The 22,396-nt window shown below is 53.2% G+C and carries 18 protein-coding genes, 1 other RNA gene and 1 pseudogene; 12 read left to right on the forward strand and 8 right to left on the reverse strand.

All coding sequences use genetic code 11. The annotated features are described in order from the left end of the window. Position 1 precedes the first annotated feature (1 nt). Complete coding sequence (locus tag ACT3T7_RS06370) at positions 2–2,608, forward strand: EAL domain-containing protein (RefSeq protein ID WP_444630401.1); 2,607 nt, start codon at positions 2–4, stop codon at positions 2,606–2,608. 81 nt (positions 2,609–2,689) lie between these two features. Here the strand turns inward: ACT3T7_RS06370 and nhaD are convergent, their stop codons facing one another. After that, positions 2,690–4,165: a sodium:proton antiporter NhaD gene (gene nhaD, locus ACT3T7_RS06375; protein WP_172117619.1), complete on the reverse strand. Its 1,476-nt coding sequence runs from the start codon at positions 4,163–4,165 to the stop codon at positions 2,690–2,692. Between the two features lie 494 nt (positions 4,166–4,659). Here nhaD and ACT3T7_RS06380 point away from each other — a divergent pair, with 494 nt between their 5' ends. Next, positions 4,660–5,628: a TAXI family TRAP transporter solute-binding subunit gene (locus ACT3T7_RS06380; protein WP_444630402.1), complete on the forward strand. Its 969-nt coding sequence runs from the start codon at positions 4,660–4,662 to the stop codon at positions 5,626–5,628. An 85-nt stretch (positions 5,629–5,713) separates the two neighbouring features. After that, positions 5,714–7,504, forward strand: a complete 1,791-nt coding sequence (locus tag ACT3T7_RS06385) for a TRAP transporter permease (RefSeq protein WP_444630403.1) — start codon at positions 5,714–5,716, stop codon at positions 7,502–7,504. Between the two features lie 29 nt (positions 7,505–7,533). Here the strand turns inward: ACT3T7_RS06385 and ACT3T7_RS06390 are convergent, their stop codons facing one another. The 3 genes and pseudogenes from ACT3T7_RS06390 to ACT3T7_RS06400 form a co-directional block, all read right to left on the reverse strand. Further along, complete coding sequence (locus ACT3T7_RS06390) at positions 7,534–8,079, reverse strand: hypothetical protein (protein WP_444630404.1); 546 nt, start codon at positions 8,077–8,079, stop codon at positions 7,534–7,536. A 60-nt stretch (positions 8,080–8,139) separates the two neighbouring features. Further along, positions 8,140–9,088, reverse strand: a pseudogene (locus ACT3T7_RS06395) (calcium/sodium antiporter). Positions 9,089–9,211: 123 nt separating this feature from the next. Next, on the reverse strand, positions 9,212–10,237 hold the full coding sequence (locus ACT3T7_RS06400; protein ID WP_444630405.1) for a CNNM domain-containing protein: 1,026 nt from the start codon (positions 10,235–10,237) through the stop codon (positions 9,212–9,214). A 366-nt stretch (positions 10,238–10,603) separates the two neighbouring features. Here ACT3T7_RS06400 and ACT3T7_RS06405 point away from each other — a divergent pair, with 366 nt between their 5' ends. The 3 genes from ACT3T7_RS06405 (at position 10,604) to ACT3T7_RS06415 (ending at position 13,424) form a co-directional block, all read left to right on the forward strand. Then, the gene (locus ACT3T7_RS06405) at positions 10,604–11,305 is read left to right on the forward strand and encodes a ZinT family metal-binding protein (protein WP_444630406.1); all 702 of its coding nucleotides are present in this window, start codon (positions 10,604–10,606) and stop codon (positions 11,303–11,305) included. A gap of 150 nt (positions 11,306–11,455) precedes the next feature. Beyond that, complete coding sequence (locus tag ACT3T7_RS06410) at positions 11,456–11,854, forward strand: lysozyme inhibitor LprI family protein (protein ID WP_444630407.1); 399 nt, start codon at positions 11,456–11,458, stop codon at positions 11,852–11,854. A gap of 208 nt (positions 11,855–12,062) precedes the next feature. Continuing rightward, on the forward strand, positions 12,063–13,424 hold the full coding sequence (locus ACT3T7_RS06415; RefSeq protein ID WP_444630408.1) for a GntP family permease: 1,362 nt from the start codon (positions 12,063–12,065) through the stop codon (positions 13,422–13,424). A gap of 182 nt (positions 13,425–13,606) precedes the next feature. Here the strand turns inward: ACT3T7_RS06415 and ssrA are convergent. After that, positions 13,607–13,985: a transfer-messenger RNA gene (gene ssrA, locus ACT3T7_RS06420) on the reverse strand. A gap of 45 nt (positions 13,986–14,030) precedes the next feature. Beyond that, positions 14,031–14,522, reverse strand: a complete 492-nt coding sequence (gene smpB, locus ACT3T7_RS06425) for an SsrA-binding protein SmpB (RefSeq protein WP_087108742.1) — start codon at positions 14,520–14,522, stop codon at positions 14,031–14,033. Positions 14,523–14,648: 126 nt separating this feature from the next. On the opposite strand from smpB, the gene ACT3T7_RS06430 reads away from it, so the two are divergent. Beyond that, the gene (locus ACT3T7_RS06430) at positions 14,649–15,083 is read left to right on the forward strand and encodes a type II toxin-antitoxin system RatA family toxin (RefSeq protein WP_087108740.1); all 435 of its coding nucleotides are present in this window, start codon (positions 14,649–14,651) and stop codon (positions 15,081–15,083) included. After that, positions 15,073–15,384 (forward strand): RnfH family protein, encoded by a 312-nt coding sequence (locus tag ACT3T7_RS06435; protein ID WP_172117612.1) that lies wholly within the window; start codon positions 15,073–15,075, stop codon positions 15,382–15,384. Before ACT3T7_RS06430 ends, ACT3T7_RS06435 begins: the two co-directional genes overlap by 11 nt. A gap of 5 nt (positions 15,385–15,389) precedes the next feature. On the opposite strand, the gene ACT3T7_RS06440 is transcribed toward ACT3T7_RS06435, so the two are convergent. Continuing rightward, positions 15,390–15,860 (reverse strand): outer membrane protein assembly factor BamE, encoded by a 471-nt coding sequence (locus tag ACT3T7_RS06440; protein ID WP_193053239.1) that lies wholly within the window; start codon positions 15,858–15,860, stop codon positions 15,390–15,392. Between the two features lie 72 nt (positions 15,861–15,932). On the opposite strand from ACT3T7_RS06440, the gene fur reads away from it, so the two are divergent. Continuing rightward, positions 15,933–16,385: a ferric iron uptake transcriptional regulator gene (fur, locus tag ACT3T7_RS06445; protein ID WP_172117611.1), complete on the forward strand. Its 453-nt coding sequence runs from the start codon at positions 15,933–15,935 to the stop codon at positions 16,383–16,385. A gap of 124 nt (positions 16,386–16,509) precedes the next feature. On the opposite strand, the gene recN is transcribed toward fur, so the two are convergent. Beyond that, on the reverse strand, positions 16,510–18,183 hold the full coding sequence (gene recN, locus ACT3T7_RS06450; protein WP_172117610.1) for a DNA repair protein RecN: 1,674 nt from the start codon (positions 18,181–18,183) through the stop codon (positions 16,510–16,512). 222 nt (positions 18,184–18,405) lie between these two features. Between recN and grpE the strand changes: the two genes are divergently transcribed. The 3 genes from grpE (at position 18,406) to dnaJ (ending at position 22,358) form a co-directional block, all read left to right on the forward strand. Beyond that, positions 18,406–19,032: a nucleotide exchange factor GrpE gene (gene grpE, locus ACT3T7_RS06455; protein WP_444630409.1), complete on the forward strand. Its 627-nt coding sequence runs from the start codon at positions 18,406–18,408 to the stop codon at positions 19,030–19,032. A gap of 131 nt (positions 19,033–19,163) precedes the next feature. Continuing rightward, positions 19,164–21,095: a molecular chaperone DnaK gene (gene dnaK, locus ACT3T7_RS06460; RefSeq protein ID WP_172117608.1), complete on the forward strand. Its 1,932-nt coding sequence runs from the start codon at positions 19,164–19,166 to the stop codon at positions 21,093–21,095. Positions 21,096–21,206: 111 nt separating this feature from the next. Next, the gene (gene dnaJ, locus ACT3T7_RS06465) at positions 21,207–22,358 is read left to right on the forward strand and encodes a molecular chaperone DnaJ (RefSeq protein WP_172117607.1); all 1,152 of its coding nucleotides are present in this window, start codon (positions 21,207–21,209) and stop codon (positions 22,356–22,358) included. Positions 22,359–22,396 lie beyond the last annotated feature (38 nt).

A 22,396-nucleotide genomic window follows, 5' to 3' on the forward strand; every position in this document is an offset into this window, starting at 1 on the left:
GATGCAGGATAAGGCTGGATACGTTACTCACCCGCTGTGGTTGATGTCAGGACGACTGCTTGCTCGTACACGCAGAGGCGCTATTAAGGCCGCTGCGTTGCTGGGCCTCTGGAGTTTGGCTTTTTCAAGCATGGCCAGCGACACCTTATTGGTGGGCGTTTATAACAATCCGCCAAAAATATTTGTGGATGACCAGGGGCATTTGCGCGGCATTTTGGGTGAGCTGCTTGCAGCGATTGCACAAGAAGAGGGTTGGCAGCTTGAGAGTATTGCCTGCGAATTCCACCACTGTCTTACCCTGCTTGAACAGGGTGATATCGATATATTGCCCGGGACTGCCTGGGGTGAAGAGCGTGGTGAACGTATCGCGTTTCATCGTGAACCGATTATCCAAAGCTGGTCGCAGATTTATCAGCGCGAAAACGAGCGGGTCGAGGCGATTCTTGACCTTGAACAAAAACGCGTCGCCATTGTAGATGGCTCTATTCAACAGAACTACCTGAGCGCCGTGACAGAACGCTTTGGTGTTGCGGTCACCTGGTTGCCCGTTGATAGCTATGCGGATGCTTTTCAAGCCGTGGCTATGGGGGATGCGGACCTGGCGGTTACCGACCATATCTTCGGAGACTGGCGCGCGCAGGACTATGGGCTATATGAAACGCCCATCATCTTTCAACCTATCCGGCTGTTCTATGCCGGGTCGCCTACTTTGTCGGCAACCATATTGAACCGTATCGACGATGTGCTGCTTGGTTGGAAGCAAAATCCACGTTCAGCGTATTTTAGGATACTGCGCTCCTGGCGTGCCGAAACGCCACCCGATACGATCTCTAGCTGGTTATGGGGCGGGCTTGGCCTGTTAACGGCGCTACTTGCTGTGGCACTAGGCAGTGCATGGTGGCTTAAACGGCGTGTCACGCTAAATAGGGCACAGCTCGATGCTAATGAGGCCATGCTGGCCACTATTCTTAATAACGTGGACGCCTACATCTATATCAAAACACCCTCGTTACATTACCAGTTTGTCAACCAGCGGGTGGTTGAGCTCTTTGGGCTGCCGAAAGAGCAAATTCTGGGTAAGAGCGACGAGGCATTTTTTGATCGCACAACCGCGAATGAAATAGCCCAGATTGACCGCAGTGTGATGGAATCAGGCAAAAAAATAACGCTCGAAGAGAGTAACGTACTACGGCACAACGATAAGGTTCGCACGTTTGTTACTATTAAAATGCCGTTGTCCCTCTCCCCAGGCGAGCCCGCGAGTCTGTGCGGTATTTCCACTGAACTAACCGATTACCTTGAGCTGCAATCGCGTACCAATCATCTGGCGTTTTACGATGCGCTGACAGGCCTGCCTAATCGACGCTTATTGATGGAGTCGTTAAGCGGGAAAATTGAGCAGAAGAATACGCCCCATCTCTATAGCGCACTGCTGACCATTGATCTGGATAACTTTCATCTCGTTAACGATATTCAGGGCCATGAAAGTGGCGACCAGTTGTTAATTGATGTGGCCAAGCAGGTGCGGCCGTTGTTACCGGAAGGGGCTGTGTTGGCCCGCTTTAGTGGGGATGAGTTTGTTGCGCTCCTGGCAAAGCTGGGCGAGCACCAAGCGGATGCTGCGTTAAGCGCTGAACGCACAGCCAAGCAGCTGTTGGACACTATCGCCAAACTGCGTACGGGTCGTTCGCTGCCCGTCAGCGCCAGTATTGGTATTACGCTATTCGATGGCGCTGATCATAGTATGAACAGCGTGCTCCAACAGGCCGATTTGGCACTTCAGCAGGCGAAAGCAGCGGGTGGGAATACGCTGCGCTTTTTTAATCGCAGTATGCAAACACGCTTGATCGAGAGGGCCAACCTTGAGGCCGATTTACACCATGCGCTGGCACGTCATGAGCTGACGTTGCACTATCAAGCTCAGGTAAACCATCAAGGCATCACCACCGGTGTGGAGGCGCTTTTACGCTGGTATCACCCCCAGCGTGGCTGGGTGCCGCCCTCGACCTTTATTCCTCTAGCAGAAGAGAATGGGTTAATTATACCCATTGGTTATTGGGTGCTTCATTCTGCCTGCGAGCAGCTTGCCAAGTGGGCCAACCAGGCCCCTTATGCTGCGCTGACGATTTCCGTTAACGTGAGCTCGGTACAGTTTCAGCAGCCTGAGTTTGTACGCAATTTGGAAGGTCTTCTTGCTCAGACCCAAGCGCCACCTGGGCGGCTGGTGTTGGAAGTCACCGAAAGCCTGTTAATGCGTGATCCAACACGCGTGCGCAATACAATGCTCAAATTGCGTGCGCAAGGGGTTCGCTTTGCGATTGATGACTTTGGTACTGGCTACTCGTCGTTAAGCTATCTTAAACGACTGCCCTTGGATGAACTAAAGATTGACCAGTCGTTTATCCGCGAGCTTTTAACCGATAAAGCGGATGCAGCCATCGTCGATACCACCATTTTGTTGGCGGTGAGTCTTGGGTTAACGGTGGTAGCCGAAGGGGTCGAGAAGCAGGAGCAGTTGGATTGGCTAAAAGGTCATGGCTGTTATCGTTATCAGGGTTACCTGTTTGGCCGCCCGACATCCATTGATCGCTTGTTTGAAAGCTATTAAAAGTTAAACGATAACGCCCTGGATAAGGGCGTTATCTATTGTAGTGAGGACGTGTGTTAAAAAACAGCGTATCAATCTGTCTTAAGCGGCGGTAAAGCTTCCTGCATTAAGCCATAAATGAACGGCAATACTGGCGATGTAGCCCAATAGAATAACCGGTGCCCAGCGCAAGTGGCCCATAAAGGTATAAGCGCCGCGTGCTTGGCCCATAACCGCAACACCAGCTGCTGAACCAATAGAGAGCAGGCTGCCTCCAACACCGGCGGTTAGGGTGATCAACAGCCACTGCCCGTCAGACATTTCAGGCTGCATGGTAAGCACCGCAAACATCACGGGAATGTTATCCACCACAGCGGAGACCACGCCCAACACAATGTTCGCCCACGTAGCATCCCAGTTGGTATAAAGCGCATCGGACAGCAAGCCAAGGTAGCCCATAAAGCCAAGCCCACCTACGCACATCACCACGCCGTAGAAAAACAGCAGTGTGTCCCACTCGGCCCGCGCCACGCGGTTAAATACGTCAAACGGTACCACGCTACCTAACTGCGCCAGTTTCTTGTTATCCCCACGACGACTGTAGCGTTCACGCTTACGCTCCAGCGAACGAGGCAGGCTCTTGCGTAGGTAGAAGCCAAAGAACTGAAGATAACCAAGCCCTGTCATCATGCCGAGCACGGGCGGCAAGTGTAAGAAGGTGTGGCAGATGACGGCGGTTAAAATGGTCAGTAAGAAAAGCACGATAATCCGTCGTGCACCGCGTTTCAGTTGCACATCCTCATATACGCTACCGGGCTTTTGGTCCTTGATAAACAGGCTCATGATCATGGCCGGAATCAGGAAGTTAACCAACGAAGGGAGGAAAAGAGTAAAAAACTCCTGGAATTGAAGAATGCCTGCCTGCCATACCATCAGCGTGGTGATGTCTCCAAATGGGCTAAAGGCGCCCCCCGCGTTGGCGGCGACCACAATATTAATGCACGCCAGGTTAATAAAGCGCTTGTCACCTTCGGCCACCTTGGTGATGACGGCACACATTAGCAGCGCGGTGGTTAAGTTATCGGCAATCGGTGAAAGAATAAATGCCAAGCCGCCGGTCAGCCAGAAAAGCGTGCGATAGTTAAATCCTTTACGCAGCATCCAGGAGCGCAGAGCATCAAATACTCGACGCTCCTCCATGGCGTTGATATACGTCATGGCCACCAGCAGGAACAGCATCAGCTCGGTGAACTCTAAAAGGGTCATGCGAAACGCATATTCTGAGGTTTCTGACATGCCGTTTTGAACGTACACCCAGCCGATGAGGCTCCAAATAATACCTGCCGCTATTAGCACTGGCTTTGATTTACGCATATGAATCTTTTCTTCTGCCATCACCAAGGCATATGCCAAAACAAAAATGGCGACAGCAAAAAAACCGATAAAAGATGTCGTTAAATCAATCTCACCCGTCACAGCAAAGGTCGACACGCTATAGAAAAATAGTAAGGGGGCTAACAAAAAAAGCCAGCGACGAGAAAATCTCGGCTGGCCTGGGTCGCAATCCTGCGTCAACATGATGCGTTTATCCTTATTTAAAGGTGGTAGGAAGGGTTAATAAGCGGCGTTAAGTATAACAAATTGCCTGTTTTCTAAATAAAGAATAAAACCGAATAAAGATCGTTTATTAACTCGTCATGGCATCTTTTTTTAGCAAATTACCCATTTAGCTAATAGTAAGTTTGTTGATAAAGTGCGATACATTTTAACAGTGATTAATCTTTATGGTAATAAACCAAAGTTGCAAGCGATAAGCGATGCAGTAAGACGAACGATGAGTGCCATACTCTGTTTGCCATTATTGCCCGTCAGTGCTGCCTATGCATCGAATTCGGGCTGTCTTGGTCGGGCTACTCCGTTGAGGCACAGCGTTCCTGCTCGGCGTATTACATGCTAATGTTAGCGGCGCTAGGCGGGGCACTGTTCACGACCTGGCCCGCTGGCGTTTATTATTCTTTCAGCGCGACAAAAAAATCAGGCCGTTGAGGTCGCTGGATACCAGGAATTGACACATGCTCCCCTTTATACGCTCTGCTTTATGCACGCCCTTACTCGTAGCCACCACGCTTTCACTTAGCCTGGCTGCCCAAGCGGAAACCCGCGTTACCTATAAGTCGGCAACGGCGGGAACGGCTTATTATCAGATGGGCGTCGAGTTATCAGAAGCCATTCGCCAAGGCACGGATGACGCTATTATTCTTACCCTGGAAGAGAGCCAAGGCTCGGTGCAAAACGTGATGGAAGTCATGGCGCGCCAGGGTAACTATGTTTTTACCACGCCGCCTGCATTGGTTGACCAGGCCATGGCGGGTGAAGGGCCTTTTGCTGAACGTCAGAACCCACGTTTTCAGGAGATCCGCGGCCTGTTTCCCATTCCAGCGATTACCATGCACTTCATCCTGAGCGAGGATAAAGGTGTCGTGGGTATTGAGGAACTTGAAGATAAGCATATCCTGATTGGCCGGGGCACGTTCGGCGCACGTGAAGCCGCGCGTTACCTGGCGCTGTTTGGATTGGAAGAGAGCGTACAGGTCGCCGATGCTGCCTTGGGTAGCGGCCCCGACGCGTTAAAAAATGGGCAGATTGACGGCTTTGTAACCGCCAGCTCTTACCCAACGCCCAATATTATCGAAGTGGCTGCGGGCATGCCGATTGCGATGGTGAGTCTCACTGACGAGCAGATCGACATGACCGGCGCACCGCGTCAGGTAATTCCTGGCGGCACCTACCCAGGTATTGATGAGGACGTACAAACCACGTCGCTGCCGGTCATGGCGTATACCACATCACAAATGGATGACGAAACCGCGTACACGTTGACCAAAACCTTCTGGGAACGCCGTGACGCCATGGCTGAAGAGACCGCGTGGTGGGGCGGTATTACCCCGGACCAGCTCGACAATATGGCAGGTATGCTGCACCCCGGTGCTCTGCGCTATTACGAGGAAGCCGGCATCGACGTTCCCGAATCGCTGCGTTAATTCTCTCCCAGGCAGTGCCGACGCCACGAGGTCCGCTTCGTGGCGTCGCTATTTGTTGTTGACTCGTTTCTGATAGGCATAGGGCATGACACTTTTTTCAACTTCGACGCTAGACGACGAGGCGCCCGCTGCGCGTGGCTGGGTAGCGCTGGGCACCTTAAGCGTGGCTTTCCACGTGGGGCTTATCTTTTACGGGTTAACGCCTGCGTTAATTAGTCGACCGCTGCATATGGCATTACTGCTGCCCTGGGTGCTGATATTTATGGCCAAAACGCCTTGGCAGCGGGCGAGCGGCTGGGTGCTGACACTACTGGGTGTGGCGGCCTGTGGCTATATCGCCCTTAACGAAGCATCACTGGCCAACCAGTACGGTTTTATCGATAGCCATCTGCAGATGGGGATTGGGCTTTTTTTGATCGCTCTGGCGCTTGAAGCGGCGCGCCGTGCTATTGGCTGGCCCTTACCGTTGGTTGCGTTGCTCGCTTTGCTGTATGGCGCTTTTGGACAGTATGTGCCCGGCACGTTTGGTCACCCAGGTATTCCCCTGCCAAGCATGGTGGGCTCGCTGACCATTGCCGAAGGCGGGCTGTGGGGGTCGCTTACTGGTGTCAGTGTGGGCGTCGTCGCGATTTTCGTTATTTTTGGCGCGGTGCTTAACGCGGGCGAGGCAGGCCAAGGGTTTATGAATCTGGCAAGTGCTGTGGCGGGCCGATTAACCGGTGGCGCGGCGAAAGTCTCGGTGATCTCTTCGGCGCTGATGGGGTCCATTTCTGGGTCGGCCTCCGCCAATGTGGCGTCTACGGGGGCCATTACCATTCCTTCCATGGTGCGTTTGCGTTATCCGAAATCCCTGGCAGGGGCGGTGGAAGCCGTGGCCTCCTCGGGTGGACAAATCATGCCGCCCTTGATGGGAGCGGGGGCTTTCGTCATGGTGGAGCTCACTGGAACCCCCTACACACAGATTATGGCGGCGGCTGTTTTACCGGCGTTTCTTTACTTTCTAACGGTCTGGATGGGGATTAATGCTTACGCGACTCGGCATGATTTGCAGCCTTTGGATAAAAGCGATCAGCCCAGCCGTAAAGAGGTGCTGATTACCTCGCTATTTTTTGCGGTCCCGTTTGTGTTGCTGCTGGCGTGTATTTTTATCAGCGGATACACCCCTCAGTATGCGGCGAGCATTGCCATTTTCGCCAGTTTGGCCCTGCTGTTTTTTAACGTCACACTGCGTTTTTCTCTTTCCGGTTTTATAACCCGGTTTATGCTTGCCATGGTGACCGCTGGGCGGCAGATTGCGATGATTGGCGCGATTATTATTTGCGCCTCGCTGGTGATAGGCGTGCTTTCGCTGACCGGGCTTGGGGTGAAAATTACCTCCGGTATCCTGTCGCTTTCCAACGATATGCTGTGGCCTGCGCTGTTGTTGACGGCACTGGCGTGTTTGATTCTGGGCATGGAAGTCCCCACGACGGCCGCCTATGTCATCTGTGTCTCGGTGGCGGGACCTGCATTGACATCGCTGGGGCTTGAGCCGTTACTCGCGCACTTGTTTGTCTTCTGGTATGCGCTACTGTCGACGATTACACCGCCGGTGTGTGGTGGTGTCTTTATCGCGGCGGGCATGGTGGGAGAGAACTGGCTTAAGGTAGCGTTGAAGGCCATGGCGCTGGGCATCGGGCTTTATATTATTCCGTTAGCAATGGTCGCTAACCCTGACATGATTCGGCTTGCCTTTGACCCCGCTGGTGCGCTGTTCGATACCGCCAAGGTGGCCGTTGGCTTGGGGGCGATCTCCTTTGGCATCATTGCCCATAAAGCGCTCTGGCTGCGCTTGGCGCTTGTGGTGGTGGGCGCGCTGATTATCTTCGCACTCTAGCTTGCCGGGTTCGCCGCTGCCAATGCACGCTATAAATGCAGCGGCGAATCCTCATTCAGCGCTTCGGTGGCGTAGACAACCCAGCTATCAATGGCCGGTCCTAGCGAGCGTACCAAGGTTAGCGTATCAGGTGCCTGGGCCAGTGCTTCTTCTGCACAAATACCGGCCTGATAACGACCTTCAATCAATCCATTGGCGACGTCGACGGTTGTCGGTGCCTCAGTGATCGTCTTGAACGCGCTTAAATCAGTGTAGTAACGCGTGGCAGGCTGCAGCGCGATGTGCTCTGGTTCGGCAACATCACGGCGGGCGAGCAGTGCCAGCGGCTTACTGCCCGCAATAAACGTATCGACTGGAAAAGCGCGATGCATATAGCGACCTACGCAGTCGGCATGGCTGAAGTGGGCCGTACATTGCAGTACATGGGTTAGTTCTCCGGCCAGCAGTGCCTCGAAAGCCGCCTCAAACGTGTCGAAGAAAATGCATTGGCCGCCTTGCGGTGCCCGACGCTTGAGATAGTGCCCAGCAATCAACGCATGATTGTTGCCTTCAGGCCCCAGAGTACCAAGGATCATTGTGCTTCCTTATGCCGTTAATGCCGTTATGGTCGAGTGCAAGCCGTTGTCGTAAAAAGCCTAACTAATCACCGTAAAACTGGCCGCTAAATACGCTATATATCCTACCAGGAGCAATAACCCCTAAACGTAGGCCGGTATAGAGGAAAGCAATCAGCAGCGCAGAGGCGCCCAGCATTACCCACTGGTCAAAGGATGCCATGCGCTCAACAAGCGGTAGCGGCTGAAGAAAGGCGGAGATGCCGAGTATGCCGAGTAAATTAAAGATATTGCTGCCCAGAATGTTGCCTACTGCCACATCAGCATGACGCCGCAGCGCCGCGATCACCGATACCGCGAGTTCAGGTAGTGAGGTGCCGATAGCCACGATGGTAAGCCCGATAACCGCTTCTGAAATCCCCAGCGCCTGAGCAATGCCGACGGCGCCATAAAGCAGCAATTGGGAGCCGCCGATCAGTAGAGCCAACCCGCCGATTAAAGTCACCACGATAAACAGCGTGCTGCTGGGCAATTGGGTCACTGCCTCTGCCTCGGCCGTGTGTAGCTCGGCAGAAGGGGAGTGCTGGCCGCTTTCGCTGCGGTAGGCCCATACCAGATAAGCCGCCAGGCTTGCGAGTAGCACCGTTGCATCGAAACGCCCCAGGCTGCCGTTAAATGCTAAAAGAATAATCAGCCCAGTGGCGAGCATCATTACCAACCCATCGCGCTTAAGCGCTTGGGGCTGGGTGGTCAGTGGGCAGATAAGCGCACAAAGGCCCAGAATCAACAAGATATTACCGATATTGCTGCCGACCACATTGCCAATCGCAATGTCGGGCTGCTGGTTCATGGCGGCATGGATCGAGACCACCAGTTCAGGCGATGAGGTACCAAAGCTGACAATCACCAGTCCGGTAAATAGCGGTGATACGCCCAGCCGTTTGGCCCCGGCGACGGCGCCGCGAATCAATCCTTCGCCACCTAGCGTTAAAAGCACGATGCCGGCTAATAAACTCAGTCCATAAAGCAGCATAAAGGGCCTCCACCATGTAGCCTAAGCGCTTATTGTTAGTGACTATAAGCATAAACTCGGTGCGTGGCGAGACACATTATTTTTCAGCCATAGGGGGTTCAAATATTCGCTAAGGGCCAGCTAGTGAAGGGGCGTGTCGGACGTTACTTGCTTGAGCCAACGCTGCTTGGCATGGTTTCTAAGGTTCTGAATTTTATCCGTTTCATCCACAATATCCTGACCCAAGATCGTTTCGATAACGTCCTCAAGGGTAATAATGCCAAGCCATGTCCCATGTTCATCATGGATCACACGCATATGGTGACGGCTGGTTAGCATGTCCGTAAATACCTGCTCAACGCTTGCGCTATCGGCGATGCTCCCCATCGGGTGCATCAACGTTTGCATGGTTTGGCCAGGCTCGGCGTGATAAACATCAAGCTTATGTACATAGCCTAACGCCTGCTCGTTTTCGTCCATCACAGGGTAGCGCGTAAAAGAGAGCTTGCCAAAGCGCTCATCGAAAGCGCTCACTGTCATTTCTGGGGTGACCGTTTCACTGACGGCGCGTGGTGTCATCGCCTTGGTCACCGGAATCTCATGCAGATTAAGGATATTAGTGATCGTGCGTGTTTCATCATTATCCATCACTTTTTCTTCCAGGCCTGCGCGCGCTAATACTTTTATTTCACTGCGCACATTGATGCCTTCATCTGCCTCGCCCAGCCGTTGAGTAATCATTTTTGATAGCCAGATAAAGGGCATTAACACCACCATTAAGGTATTTAAAATAGGAGGCAGAAAAGGAGCCAAACGGCGCCAGTAGTTGGCACCTAGCGTTTTAGGGATAATTTCTGAAAATACCAGAATGAGAATGGTCATAACTGCCGAGGCAACAGCGACATACACATCCCCAAATACAGCGGCTACCTGAGCGCCTATCCCCGTCGCGCCCGCCGTATTAGCGATAGTGTTAAGCGTTAAAATGGCCGCAAGCGGGCGGTCGATGTTGGCTTTTAATGTATCAAGTGCTTTATGTAATTTAGGGCGCTCTTCTTTAAGCTGAGCAATATAGCTTGGTGTAATCGACAGCAATGAGGCTTCAAGTATCGAACAAAGGAAAGAAGCTGAAATAGTTAAAATAACAATGATTGTTAAGAGCACCATATATAATGTCTCGCCAGATAAAGAGAGCGTTAAGCTCTTTATAGTTAAGCTATTTTGACTGTCAATAAAATGGCGCCGACTTCTAATTTATGTTGTTTTAATAAAAGCTATATAATGTATAACTTCTTCGAAAATAATTTCTACTTCGACCAAGTTTGGCGACTGATTGGCTAGTGATAATGGCTCCGTTGTGCTTGTTGGATCTGACATGGCCGGTACGATGATGGTCGATCCGCTTGCCGCCAAGAAGCGTTAGGCGCTTTAACGTTTCAGGCCAACATGCTTTGTTTGATTGGTGTTATGTTATAATGTATCTTTTGTGTTGATTTAAAAACCATTCATTCTCTGAAAAAGGAAGTCTGAAAAATGCCATTACTTTCATCAAAAGCACTCAGCGCATTATCCATCAGCTTGCTGGCAGTGGCGGGTATTCAGCCGGTGGTTGCAGATGACAAGCATGAACACCACGACCATGATCACTCCCATGGTCATTCACACGACCACTCCCATGACCATTCGCACGACCACAGTAGTGATATTTATTCCGGGCATTTCAGTGATGACCAGGTAGCGGACCGTTCACTTTCCGACTGGGAAGGTGATTGGCAGTCCGTTTATCCCTATCTAGAGGATGGCACGCTGGATGAGGTGTTTGCTCATAAAGCCGAGCATGGCGATAAAACGGCTGAAGAGTACAAGGAGTACTACGACACCGGTTACCAAACAGCGGTTGACCGTATTGTTATTGAAGGCAATAACGTTACCTTCTACGAAGACGGCGAAGAGAGCACGGGCGAGTATCAATACGACGGCTACGAGATTTTAACCTACGACGCAGGCAATCGTGGCGTGCGGTTTATTTTCGAGTTAGAGGGTGAGAGCGCTGAAAATCTTCCTCAGTACATTCAATTCAGCGACCACGCTATCTACCCAACCGACGCGCATCACTTTCACCTTTACTGGGGCAATGATCGCGAAGCACTGCTGGAAGAAGTCTCTCACTGGCCGACCTACTACCCGTCCGATTTAGACGGTAATGAAATCGCTGAAGAAATGACCGCTCATTAAGGTCGAGCCACCTTTTTTATAGCTAGTCGATGGGCGCCAGCAGAAATGCTGGCGTTTTGCCGTAATGGGCGCATGAAAAAGAGGCTAACCTGTAAGGCAGGTAGCGTTCTTGTTACCACGTTGGCTTTATCCACCAGAATAGGTACGACGATGCGACTACTTTCACGATGGGCAGGCATGGGGATTTTGATCTTCAGCGGCTTGGTAAGTGCTAATGAAGAGTGTGTTAGCCCTGAAACCCAAGCGGAAATGACGCAGTGTTCAGCGAAAACGTATCAAGCGGCCGATGATGCGCTTAATGAGGCTTATCAGGCATTGATTGGAAGGCTTGATAGTAATGCTTTATCGCTTGAGAAGCTCAGAGTGGCCCAGCGCAAGTGGATTGATTTTCGTGACGCCGAATGTGCGTTCGAGAGTAGCGCGGTCGAAGGGGGAAGCGCCCAGCCCATGGTACGTAATGGCTGCCTTGAAGCGCTCACCAAAGCACGTACGCAAAGCCTGCAAGAGCATGCCAGCTGCGAAGAGGGCGACCTTAGCTGTGTAAGGTAAGTAAGTGCCAAGGCGGTTGTTCGATACGGAAAAGCACCTCGGCTGAGGGGGGGTAAATAGCGGTTGTTGAGGTATATCGTTCTCTGCGACAGCCTACTCCTCTCCTTATTGTGTACGCCCTCGCGCCGCTTCGGGTACATTGTGCTGGCTTGCTTAGGTAAGCAGGGATATGCGTCACGTTGAATAAACAACTGCTTAGGGGAATATCATGGGGCTGGTTTTAATATTACTCATAGTGGTGGGGCTCATTGTACTTGCCACCAGCAAGTGGAAAATACATCCCTTCCTGGCGCTGCTGGGCGCGGCCTTTATCGCTGCCTTTGCGTATCGGTTACCCATAGATACGGTCGTCAGTACGATCACCTCAGGATTTGGCGGAATTCTGGGCTATATAGGCCTCGTAATCGTGTTGGGAACTATCATCGGAGTGATTCTGGAGAAAAGTGGGGCGGCTATTACCATGGCCGATTTCATTATTGCCCGGCTAGGGGACCGCTTTCCTACGCTTACGATGTCGATAATTGGCTATATTGTCTCGATCCCGGTCTTTTGCGATTCCGGATTTATCATTCTCAATTCGCTCAAGGAGTCGCTGGCTAAAAAGCTGCATACCTCGTCGATTACGATGAGCGTAGCGCTGGCTACCGGCCTTTATGCCACGCACACCTTTGTGCCTCCAACGCCGGGTCCTATTGCAGCGGCAGGCAACTTGGGACTTGAGTCTAACCTTGGATTAGTCATTGCTGCGGGTATTCCCATTGCTGCGGTCGCCGCCATTGCGGGTATGTTTTGGGCGAAGCGCTTTGCGCATACGGCTCCTGACCTGCACGACATGTCTCAGAAGCCAGATGAGCAGTGGCAAGACTGGGAAACGCTTAAAGCCAGTTATGGCCGCTTGCCCAAGCCTATGGCAGCGTTTGCCCCTATCGCCGTGCCTATTTTACTCATTTGTATCGGAACGATTGCCCGCCTACCGGCAGCACCGGTTGGCGAAGGTACGGCAATGGAAGTACTCAGCCTGCTTGGCCAACCGTTAACGGCTTTGCTGATTGGTCTACTGCTTTCCTGCGCGCTGTTAAAAAGCGATGACAAGGTCGCGGAGTTCAGCGAGCGTATTAGCGAAGGTATCCTGGCAGCGGCGCCGATTTTGCTGATTACCGGTGCCGGTGGTGCCTTTGGTGCCGTGCTCAGCGCTTCGCCGCTGGGCGATTACTTGGGCAGTACGCTATCAACGCTGGGTATCGGTATTTTGATGCCGTTTATCGTCGCGGCCGGGCTGAAAACAGCCCAGGGCTCTTCAACCGTTGCGCTCGTGACGACATCTGCATTAGTAGCCCCAATGCTCGACTCGCTAGGCTTGGGGAGCGATATCGGCCGTACACTCACGGTGATGGCCATCGGGGCAGGCGCCATGACGGTCTCGCATGCCAATGATAGTTTCTTCTGGGTCGTCTCGCGCTTTAGCCGTATGAGCGTAGGGTTAGCCTACCGGGCACAGACGATGGCGACGCTCGTTCAGGGTGTTACTGCAATGCTCCTGGTTTACGGACTATCGTTGATACTGTTGTAAGTAGCAGCGACTGTTTTATATCTGCGTTGCCCTTGGCTACACGTAACCTTGTGGTCAGGGGCTAATGTCGATACGAGGTGATTGGGCAGCTACGTCTAACACGTGTTAAATATTTATTGGGAGTTTTTGTATATTCCAGATACAAAAAAAGCACCGCTAGGTGCTTGATTTGTAGGGGTGTCTGGTGGAGGCGGCGGGAATTGAACCCGCGTCCGCCAGCACGCGCCTATTGGCTCTACATGCTTAGATTTCGTCATTTGTTTTAACGCCACTGACTCCGACGATCAGGATTCAGCAACGCGAGCCTTCTAAAGTTTAACGCTTGGCGAGAAGACACCACCAAACGCGGTCCTATCAGCTTTAGCTCGTATCCCCTCAATGATGAATAGGCACATCACCTTGGGGCCAGACAAGAAGCTAACAGTTTAAGCTGCTAGCGCGCCTTGAGCGTAGTTTTCGTCATTTGCGACTATTTTTTCGTGATGTGGGATTTACGAGATACATCACGCTCTCGGCATGCACCGCAAGGGTTGTCACCGGCGTCGAAACCATGTCGCCCCCTTCTTTCAGATGAGCATTCTAACGTGCTCACACCTGATTGACCAGTTAAGCCTTGTTATGTTCCCGCATAATTCGTCCTTTTTGACGGCTCCAGTCACGATCTTTTTCTGTCGCCCGCTTGTCATGCAGCTGTTTACCGGTCACTAGCGCCAATTCGCACTTCACTTTATTGCGCTTCCAGTAAAGCTTGAGCGGCACACAGGTGTGGCCCTTGTCTTGGGTGATCGAAAAGATTTTGGCGATTTCTTTTCGATGCAGCAGTAGTTTGCGCGTGCGCGTAGGGTCGGCAATTTCATGAGTGCTGGCTGTATTAAGCGGCATGATGTGGCTGCCAAGCAGGAAGGCCTCGCCGTTACGCACCAGAATGTAGGTGTCGGTAAGCTGAGCTTTACCCGCACGCAGGCTTTTGACTTCCCAGCCGGCGAGTGCCAACCCTGCTTCAAAGGTCTCATCGATATGGTATTCGAATCTTGCCTTCTTGTTCTGGGCAATAACGCTGCTGCCGGGGCCCTTGCTGTTACCTTTCTTAGTGGCCATGAAACCTCATCTATAATCTGTCGGTGGCACCCCCTTCGTTATATGGGGAGGCGTGATACCATTCAAGGTCTGAATAAATGTTTCCCATGATACGCTTTGGGCACTGTGAAGTCAGCGGAGAGGTCAATGCCAACCGTCAATCGTTCCGCCCTGGTGCGGCACACCCCCCAGCAAATGTTCGATCTGGTCAACGATTTCGAACACTACCCCGAGTTTTTACCAGGCTGCCGTCAGGCGCGTCTGGTAGAGCGTGACGCCACCCATTTAATTGGGGAAATGACGCTGGGCCGTGCGGGGATAGAGCAAACGATCACTACACGTAACGACCTGTTTGCCCCCGAGCAAATCGAGATGTCGCTGGTAAAAGGGCCATTTAAGCGCTTGAAAGGCCACTGGCGGTTCACTCCGATGGGAGATGATGCTTGCAAGGTGAGTCTGGAAATGGAGTTTGAGTTTGCCAGCCGCCTGCTCAGCATGGCCTTTGGTCGATTGTTCCAGCAAATCGCCGGTCAATTGGTCGATGCCTTCACTAAGCGTGCTGATGAGCTGTATGGGCGGTGATCGCCTTCAAGTAGAGGTTGCCTTTGCGTTGCCTGCCAAACAGCGCTTGGTGGCGCTGGAAGTGCCTGAGGGCACCACTGCCCGGCAGGCGGTAGCACTTGCCAACCTGCCTCAACTATTTCCGGAGTTGCCCGAAGACACGTTCAGCAAGGCGCCGCTGGGTATTTTTGGCAAAGCGCTACGCAACCCCGAGACGCACACATTGCGCACCGGGGATCGTGTCGAAGTCTATCGCCCGCTTGAGATCGACCCTAAAGCCGCCCGTCTGGAACGTGCCAAACGCCAAGCAAGCGGCCAGTAACGCTGTTACTCAGCGCGCAATACGGGCTGAGGCGCGGGTGCTGTCTCCGGTGTTTGCGTGCTTACATTCTCCTGGGGAAGCGCATTCAGCGGGTCAGCGCCTTCAACGGCAGGCCCCAGGCTGGTGTCGGTGCTTAGCGGAAGATCGGTGGAAAAATCGCCCTGCTGCTGAACATTGGCTAAGCGGCCCATCGGGTCAAAGGTAAGAGTGACGCGTCGCTGTACAACGCCACCGTACGCTTCGTCCAATCGATAGACGTAATCCCACTGGTTTGAATCAAACGGGGCTTCCAACAAAGGGCGGCCCATAACGTAGGTGACCTGCTCCTGCGTCATGCCCGGCTGAAGCTGGCTAACCATTTCTTCGGTTACCAGATTGCCTTGAGGGATGTCACGTTTGTAAACACCGACGTAACTACAGCCACTTACAACAGTAAGGGCAACGGAAAGCGTAATGATGCGAGTCAATTTTTGCATTTGGACCTGTTCTTCACTATCGTGGTTTCGGTCGATCATACCCGACCTAACCTGTTACTGCGAAGAGCAACCATGGCCGATCAGAACCATGAACTGCGCAAAGCCGGGCTGAAAGTGACCCTGCCGCGCGTCAAGATCCTTCAGATTCTCGAAAATGCTTCGGGTCAACACCACCTTAGCGCAGAAGAAGTGTATAAAACACTGATTGATGCGGGCGAGGATGTTGGCTTGGCAACCGTTTACCGCGTGCTGACGCAATTTGAATCAGCAGGTTTGGTAATTCGTCATAATTTTGACGGTGGCCACGCAGTCTTTGAGATGACGCAAGAAGACCATCACGACCATATGGTGTGTTTAGAAAGTGGTGAAATCATCGAGTTTCTTGATGACATCATTGAACGGCGCCAGCAAGAAATTGCAGAAGAGCACGGCTACGAGCTTGTCGATCACGCTCTGGTACTTTACGTACGCCCTCGCGGGTCGGACGTAACGCGCCAGGTTAACGTGCCGATCAATAAAAAATAGGGTTTCCCGCAAAACCTGTTTTGGCCGTGATGCAAACCCTCATGCCGCTCCTTGTTACTACAGGGAGCAGCATGGGGGTATTTTGCGTGGTAGCCGTTAATTAAACCGTGATTTGAGAAAGCTCTTAATGAGGCGGGCGCTGGCTGGCATGCAGCATTTCCTGGGCATGAGCCAGTGTTTGGTCAGAGAGCGTGACTCCGCCTAGCATGCGCGCAAGCTCGCTGATGCGGCCTCGCTCGTCCAGCAAGGCCATATAGGTACGCGTAGTATCCCGCTTGGCACGCTTTTCAATATGCAGGTGCTGATGCGCCTGCGCGGCCACCTGGGGCAGGTGCGTCACGGTCATTACCTGGCCGTTCTCACCTAGCTTGCGCAGTAACTGGCCGACAATTTCCGCCGTGGCACCTGAAATACCCACATCCACCTCGTCAAACACCAGGCTTGGAATCGTCGAGTGCGAGGCGGCCACCACCTGAATCGCCAAGCTGATACGTGAAAGCTCACCCCCAGAGGCAACTTTGGCGAGCGGGCGAGCAGGCTGGCCTGGGTTGGCGCTGATCAAAAACTGTACGCTATCCAGCCCTTCAGGCGTAGGCGTTTCACGCGAAGCAACGGCCACTTCAAAGCGGGCCTTACCCATGGCCAAAAAGGCCAGCTGCTGCTGAACTTCTTTACCCAGCCGCAGGGCAGCTTTTTGACGGGTATCGCTGATTTTCTTGGCTTCGCTGCGGTAGCGCTCACGATACTCAGCGACTTGCCCACTCAGCGCTTCAAGGTCCTCATCGCTGGCTTCCAACTGAGCCACTTCACGTTGAAGGGTGCTATGCAGGGCGTAAATTTCTTCAGGGGCGACGTGATGCTTGCGCGCAATGCGGTGTATATCCGTCAAGCGCTCCTCCACCCACATCAGGCGCTCTGGGTCGAGCTCGGTGCTGCTGGCAAAGCGCTGCAACTCGCTTGAGGCCTCTTCCACCTGAATGCGCGCATCGCTGAGCATGGCGAGCGTATTGGCAAGTGTGCCCTTATCGCTGCCCGGTAGGGCGCTTAAGTGTGCATAAGCTTGATTAAGAAGCGACAGCGCGCCGCCGTCATCGCTGGCGCAGCAGTCGGCAGCCAACTGGGTTTCACGCAGCGTCTCTTCGGCATGCGCAAGGGTCAATTGCTCCTCTTCAAGCGTCTGTAGTTCGCCTTCGCCCAGGCCCAGCTGGTCCAGCTCTTCAACCTGGTAGCGTAGCAGTTGGCGCTTGGCTTCTACTTCACTGCCTTCTTCACTGAGCTTTTTAAGCCGTCGTCGCGCATTGCGCCATTCGTGGAAGGTTTCTGCCAGTTGCTGGCGAGCCTCCCGTAGCCCGGCATAGTCATCCAGCAGGGCCAAGTGCACCTCTTCACGCATTAACGCTTGATGGGCATGCTGGCCATGAATTTGAATGAGCTGCTCGCCAAGCGATTTTAAGTCCGAAATGGTCGCTGGCTGGCCGTTAATCCACGCTTTTGAACGTCCACTGGCGGTCACTACACGGCGCAGTAGGCATTCGTCGGTGGGGAGCTCACGGGCCGTTAGCCACTCGGCGGCGGCGGGCAGGTGTTGAATGTCGAAACGCGCCGATAGGTCGGTGCGCTCGCAGCCGTGGCGCACGCTGCCAGCATCGGCACGCTCACCAAGGCACAGGCCCAGTGCGCCTAGAAGAATGGATTTGCCTGCACCTGTTTCCCCCGTGATGGCCGTCATGCCGTGGGTCAGGTCAAGCTCAAGGCGGTCGACAATGGCGTAATCTTGAATCGCTAGCTGAGTAAGCATGATGCCTCCTGAGGCGGTGCGACACAGAAGCTGGATACTTATCCAATAAATGTTGTTTTATACAGTAGTCGATAACTGACTTCAATGCTCCTCTTGAGATGGCTTTTATGGCCCCCATATAGCCTCTATACGTGTTTAAGGCTGTTTTAAAACTGATTTATTGATTACTTTTTATGAGCAGTGTTGGGCAGAAAAAGCCCGAACCCTTTTGAGGAGCATGGCATGGCAAAAGAACCGCAAACTCCATTAGATGACGAACTCGCTCGCCAACAGCGTGAGGCCGACATGGACCAAGAGTCTGAAGAGCGCTTGATTGATGGGGAGCTGGAAGGCCTGATTAACGACGAGGCGCCGCTTGAAGGCAGCTTCGCCGACCCGGAGGCCGATGTACTCGCCGCTCAGGTAAATGAGCTGGAGCAAAACCTGGCAGAAGCCAAGGACCAGGCGTTGCGCGCCGCCGCTGAAGTGCAGAATGTTCGCCGCCGTGCCGAACAGGAAGCAGACAAGGCGCGTAAGTTTGCCTTGGAAAAATTTGTAAAAGAGCTGCTGCCTGTGGTGGATAGCCTGGAAAAAGCGCTTGAATCCATGCAGGACGACGCCTCTGAGGCGCACCGCGAGGGCGTTTCCATGACGCTCAACATGCAGCTAGGGGTGCTCAATAAGTTTGGTGTTGAAAGCGTTGAGCCCCAGGGCGAGCCCTTTGACCCCCAGGTGCACGAAGCCATGGCGATGGTGCCGAACCCCGAACTTGAGCCCAACACCGTAATGGAAGTGATGCAGAAAGGTTACTTGCTCAATGGTCGTTTGGTTCGCCCAGCGATGGTCGTGGTCAGTCAGAAGGCAAATTAAGCCGATTTAGTGACGTAAAGCGTAAAAAAGCCCTTGAAAAGTCACTGGCGGCCCCCAGATAAAGGTCAACCCCGCGGGGAAATCCCGCACACGTTTTAAGTATTGAGACAACTGAATTCGAGGTTTTTGCTATGGGACGCATTATTGGTATTGACCTGGGTACTACCAACTCTTGTGTGGCAGTACTTGATGGCGACAGTGCTAAAGTTATCGAGAATGCTGAAGGTGGCCGTACCACGCCTTCGATCATCGCTTACACCGATGACGGCGAAACTCTGGTAGGCCAGGCAGCCAAGCGCCAAGCCGTTACCAACCCGGAAAACACGCTTTACGCCATCAAGCGTCTGATCGGCCGTCGCTTTAAAGACGACGTTGTTCAGAAAGACATCAAGATGGTGCCCTACAAAATCGCTGAAGCAGACAATGGCGATGCATGGGTAGAAGTAAAAGGTAAAAAAATGGCGCCGCCACAAGTAAGTGCGGAAGTGCTGAAGAAAATGAAGAAAACCGCCGAAGATTACCTCGGCGAAGCGGTAACGGAAGCGGTTATCACCGTACCGGCTTACTTCAACGACAGCCAGCGTCAGGCCACTAAAGATGCAGGCCGCATCGCGGGTCTGGACGTTAAGCGTATTATCAACGAGCCGACCGCAGCCGCACTCGCCTACGGTATGGACAAGTCACGCGGTGATAAAACCATCGCCGTTTATGACTTGGGTGGCGGTACGTTCGATATCTCGATCATCGAAATTGCCGACGTGGAAGGCGAAACCCAGTTTGAAGTACTCGCCACCAATGGCGACACCTTCCTGGGTGGTGAAGATTTCGATCTGGCGCTGATCAACTACCTGGTCGACCAGTTCAAGTCTGACAGCGGTATTGACCTATCAGGTGACAACCTGGCCATGCAGCGTCTGAAAGAAGCCGCTGAAAAAGCCAAAATTGAACTTTCAAGCGCCCAGCAGACCGACGTTAACCTGCCCTACATCACGGCTGACAACACTGGCCCGAAACACCTTAACGTTAAGGTGACTCGTGCCAAGCTGGAATCGCTGGTAGAAGAGCTGGTTCAGCGTTCACTTGAGCCCTGCAAAATGGCGCTGAAAGATGCGGGTCTGTCTGCGTCTGAAATCGACGAAGTGATCCTGGTCGGTGGCCAGACACGTATGCCGATGGTGCAGCAGAAAGCCGCTGATTTCTTCGGTAAAGAAGCGCGTAAAGACGTTAACCCTGACGAAGCGGTTGCCGTAGGTGCAGCGATTCAAGGTGGCGTTCTGGGCGGCGACGTGAAAGACGTACTGCTGTTGGACGTTACCCCGCTGACTCTGGGTATCGAAACGATGGGTGGCGTGATGACGCCGTTGATCGACAAGAACACCACCATCCCGACGAAGAAGACGCAAACCTTCTCCACGGCGGATGACAACCAGACGGCCGTGACCATTCACGTCGTTCAGGGTGAGCGTAAGCAAGTGACGCAGAACAAGTCGCTCGGTCGTTTCGACTTGTCTGATATTCCGCCTGCGCCGCGCGGTGTTCCGCAGATCGAAGTGGCGTTTGACCTGGATGCCAACGGTATTCTGAACGTTTCTGCCAAAGACAAAGCGACCGGTAAAGAGCAGTCGATTGTCATTAAAGCGTCCAGCGGTCTGACGGATGAAGAGATCGATCAAATGGTACGCGACGCTGAAGCCCACGCTGACGAAGATAAAAAATTCGAAGCGTTGGTACAGCTGCGTAACCAGGCCGACGGCATGATCCACGCAACGCGCAAAACCGTTCAAGAAGCGGGCGACAAAGCGACGGATGATGAGAAACAGGCCATCGAAACCGCCATCAGCGAGCTGGAAGAAGCCGTCAAGACTGACGACACGGACAACATCCAGAAGAAACTGGATGCACTGACCGAAGCGTCTGGTCAGCTGGCGCAGAAGATGTACGCCGAACAGGCGGAAGCTGCTCAGCAGGCGGATGAAGGTGCTGAGGATGCCAGCACCAAGCAGGAAGATGACGTGGTTGACGCCGAGTACGAAGAAGTCAACGACGACAAAAAACAGTCGTAACATCCTCTTTCTACCAAGGAAGAAGGTAACGCGGGAGGAGACTCCCGCGTTGCTGTTTCCGCGGTCAAGACGCCTAATCAAGAGCATAGTTAACCAGGAGGCGTAGGACCCATGTCCAAACGCGATTATTACGAAGTCCTGGGTGTCGATAAAGGGGCCGATCAGAAAGAGATCAAAAAGGCCTACCGCCGCCTGGCGCAAAAATTCCACCCTGATCGAAACCCGGACGATGATACTGCCTCGGAAAAATTCCGCGAAGTGTCAGAAGCTTACGAAGTGCTTAGCGATGGCGAAAAACGTGCGGCGTACGACCAGTTTGGTCATGCCGGTGTTGATGGCCAGGGCGGTGGCTTTGGCGGCGGCGGTTTCGGTGGCGGTGGCGCGGGTGACTTTAGCGACATCTTCGGCGATGTGTTTGGTGATATTTTCGGTGGCGCGGGCGGCGGCCGCCGTCGTGGTCCTAATGCGCCCGCACGTGGCTCCGACCTTCGCTACAACCTGGAGTTGGACCTTGAGAGTGCGGTAGCCGGTACCACTGTCGACATCCGTGTGCCACGCCACATTGAGTGTGACCGCTGTGATGGCGACGGCGCTGAGCCAGGCTCTTCCAAGGAAACCTGCCCCACGTGTCATGGCCACGGCCAAGTGCGTATGCAGCAGGGCTTTTTCGCAGTACAGCAAACCTGCCCGACCTGTCACGGTAGCGGCCAGCACATCAAAGTGCCGTGCCACAAATGTAACGGCGAAGGCCGTGTGCGTGAAACGCGTACGCTCTCTGTGAAGATTCCACCGGGTGTTGATACCGGTGATCGCATTCGTCTGAACGGCGAAGGCGAAAGCGGCGTTAATGGTGGCCCAGCGGGCGACCTTTACGTTCAGGTTTCTATCAAAGCGCACCATATCTTCCAGCGCGATGGTAAAAACCTGCACTGCGACGTACCGATCAACTTTGTTGATGCAGCCCTGGGTGGCGAGCTTGAAGTGCCTACGCTGGATGGCCGTGTGAAGCTGAAGATTCCACCGGAGACGCAAACCGGCAAACTCTTCCGTCTACGCGGCAAAGGTGTCAAACCAGTGCGCGGTGGTGCGCCGGGCGACCTGCTCTGCAAAGTCGTTATCGAAACCCCGGTCAACCTGGGTGAAGAGCAGCGCGATTTGCTGCGTAAATTCCAGGAAAGCCTGGAAGGCAGCAATAGCCACTCACCCAAGAAAACTGGCTTCTTCGACAGCGTGAAGAAGTTCTTTGAAGAGATGAAGTCCTGATATTGGTGTGACTGCCCTAACGTAATTGTACAATGTTA

It is taken from the genome of Halomonas sp. 111 (assembly GCF_052379685.1).
GTDB classification, from domain to species: Bacteria; Pseudomonadota; Gammaproteobacteria; order Pseudomonadales; family Halomonadaceae; genus Vreelandella; species Vreelandella citrativorans.

Excerpts from the sequence above, each read along its gene's own strand:
- ACT3T7_RS06370 (WP_444630401.1), top strand. The coding sequence starts at position 2 with ATGCAGGATAAGGCTGGATACGTTACTCACCCGCTGTGGTTGATGTCA.
- nhaD (WP_172117619.1), bottom strand. The coding sequence starts at position 4,165 with ATGTTGACGCAGGATTGCGACCCAGGCCAGCCGAGATTTTCTCGTCGC.
- ACT3T7_RS06380 (WP_444630402.1), top strand. The coding sequence starts at position 4,660 with ATGCTCCCCTTTATACGCTCTGCTTTATGCACGCCCTTACTCGTAGCC.
- ACT3T7_RS06385 (WP_444630403.1), top strand. The coding sequence starts at position 5,714 with ATGACACTTTTTTCAACTTCGACGCTAGACGACGAGGCGCCCGCTGCG.
- ACT3T7_RS06390 (WP_444630404.1), bottom strand. The coding sequence starts at position 8,079 with ATGATCCTTGGTACTCTGGGGCCTGAAGGCAACAATCATGCGTTGATT.
- ACT3T7_RS06400 (WP_444630405.1), bottom strand. The coding sequence starts at position 10,237 with ATGGTGCTCTTAACAATCATTGTTATTTTAACTATTTCAGCTTCTTTC.
- ACT3T7_RS06405 (WP_444630406.1), top strand. The coding sequence starts at position 10,604 with ATGCCATTACTTTCATCAAAAGCACTCAGCGCATTATCCATCAGCTTG.
- ACT3T7_RS06410 (WP_444630407.1), top strand. The coding sequence starts at position 11,456 with ATGCGACTACTTTCACGATGGGCAGGCATGGGGATTTTGATCTTCAGC.
- ACT3T7_RS06415 (WP_444630408.1), top strand. The coding sequence starts at position 12,063 with ATGGGGCTGGTTTTAATATTACTCATAGTGGTGGGGCTCATTGTACTT.
- smpB (WP_087108742.1), bottom strand. The coding sequence starts at position 14,522 with ATGGCCACTAAGAAAGGTAACAGCAAGGGCCCCGGCAGCAGCGTTATT.
- ACT3T7_RS06430 (WP_087108740.1), top strand. The coding sequence starts at position 14,649 with ATGCCAACCGTCAATCGTTCCGCCCTGGTGCGGCACACCCCCCAGCAA.
- ACT3T7_RS06435 (WP_172117612.1), top strand. The coding sequence starts at position 15,073 with ATGGGCGGTGATCGCCTTCAAGTAGAGGTTGCCTTTGCGTTGCCTGCC.
- ACT3T7_RS06440 (WP_193053239.1), bottom strand. The coding sequence starts at position 15,860 with ATGCAAAAATTGACTCGCATCATTACGCTTTCCGTTGCCCTTACTGTT.
- fur (WP_172117611.1), top strand. The coding sequence starts at position 15,933 with ATGGCCGATCAGAACCATGAACTGCGCAAAGCCGGGCTGAAAGTGACC.
- recN (WP_172117610.1), bottom strand. The coding sequence starts at position 18,183 with ATGCTTACTCAGCTAGCGATTCAAGATTACGCCATTGTCGACCGCCTT.
- grpE (WP_444630409.1), top strand. The coding sequence starts at position 18,406 with ATGGCAAAAGAACCGCAAACTCCATTAGATGACGAACTCGCTCGCCAA.
- dnaK (WP_172117608.1), top strand. The coding sequence starts at position 19,164 with ATGGGACGCATTATTGGTATTGACCTGGGTACTACCAACTCTTGTGTG.
- dnaJ (WP_172117607.1), top strand. The coding sequence starts at position 21,207 with ATGTCCAAACGCGATTATTACGAAGTCCTGGGTGTCGATAAAGGGGCC.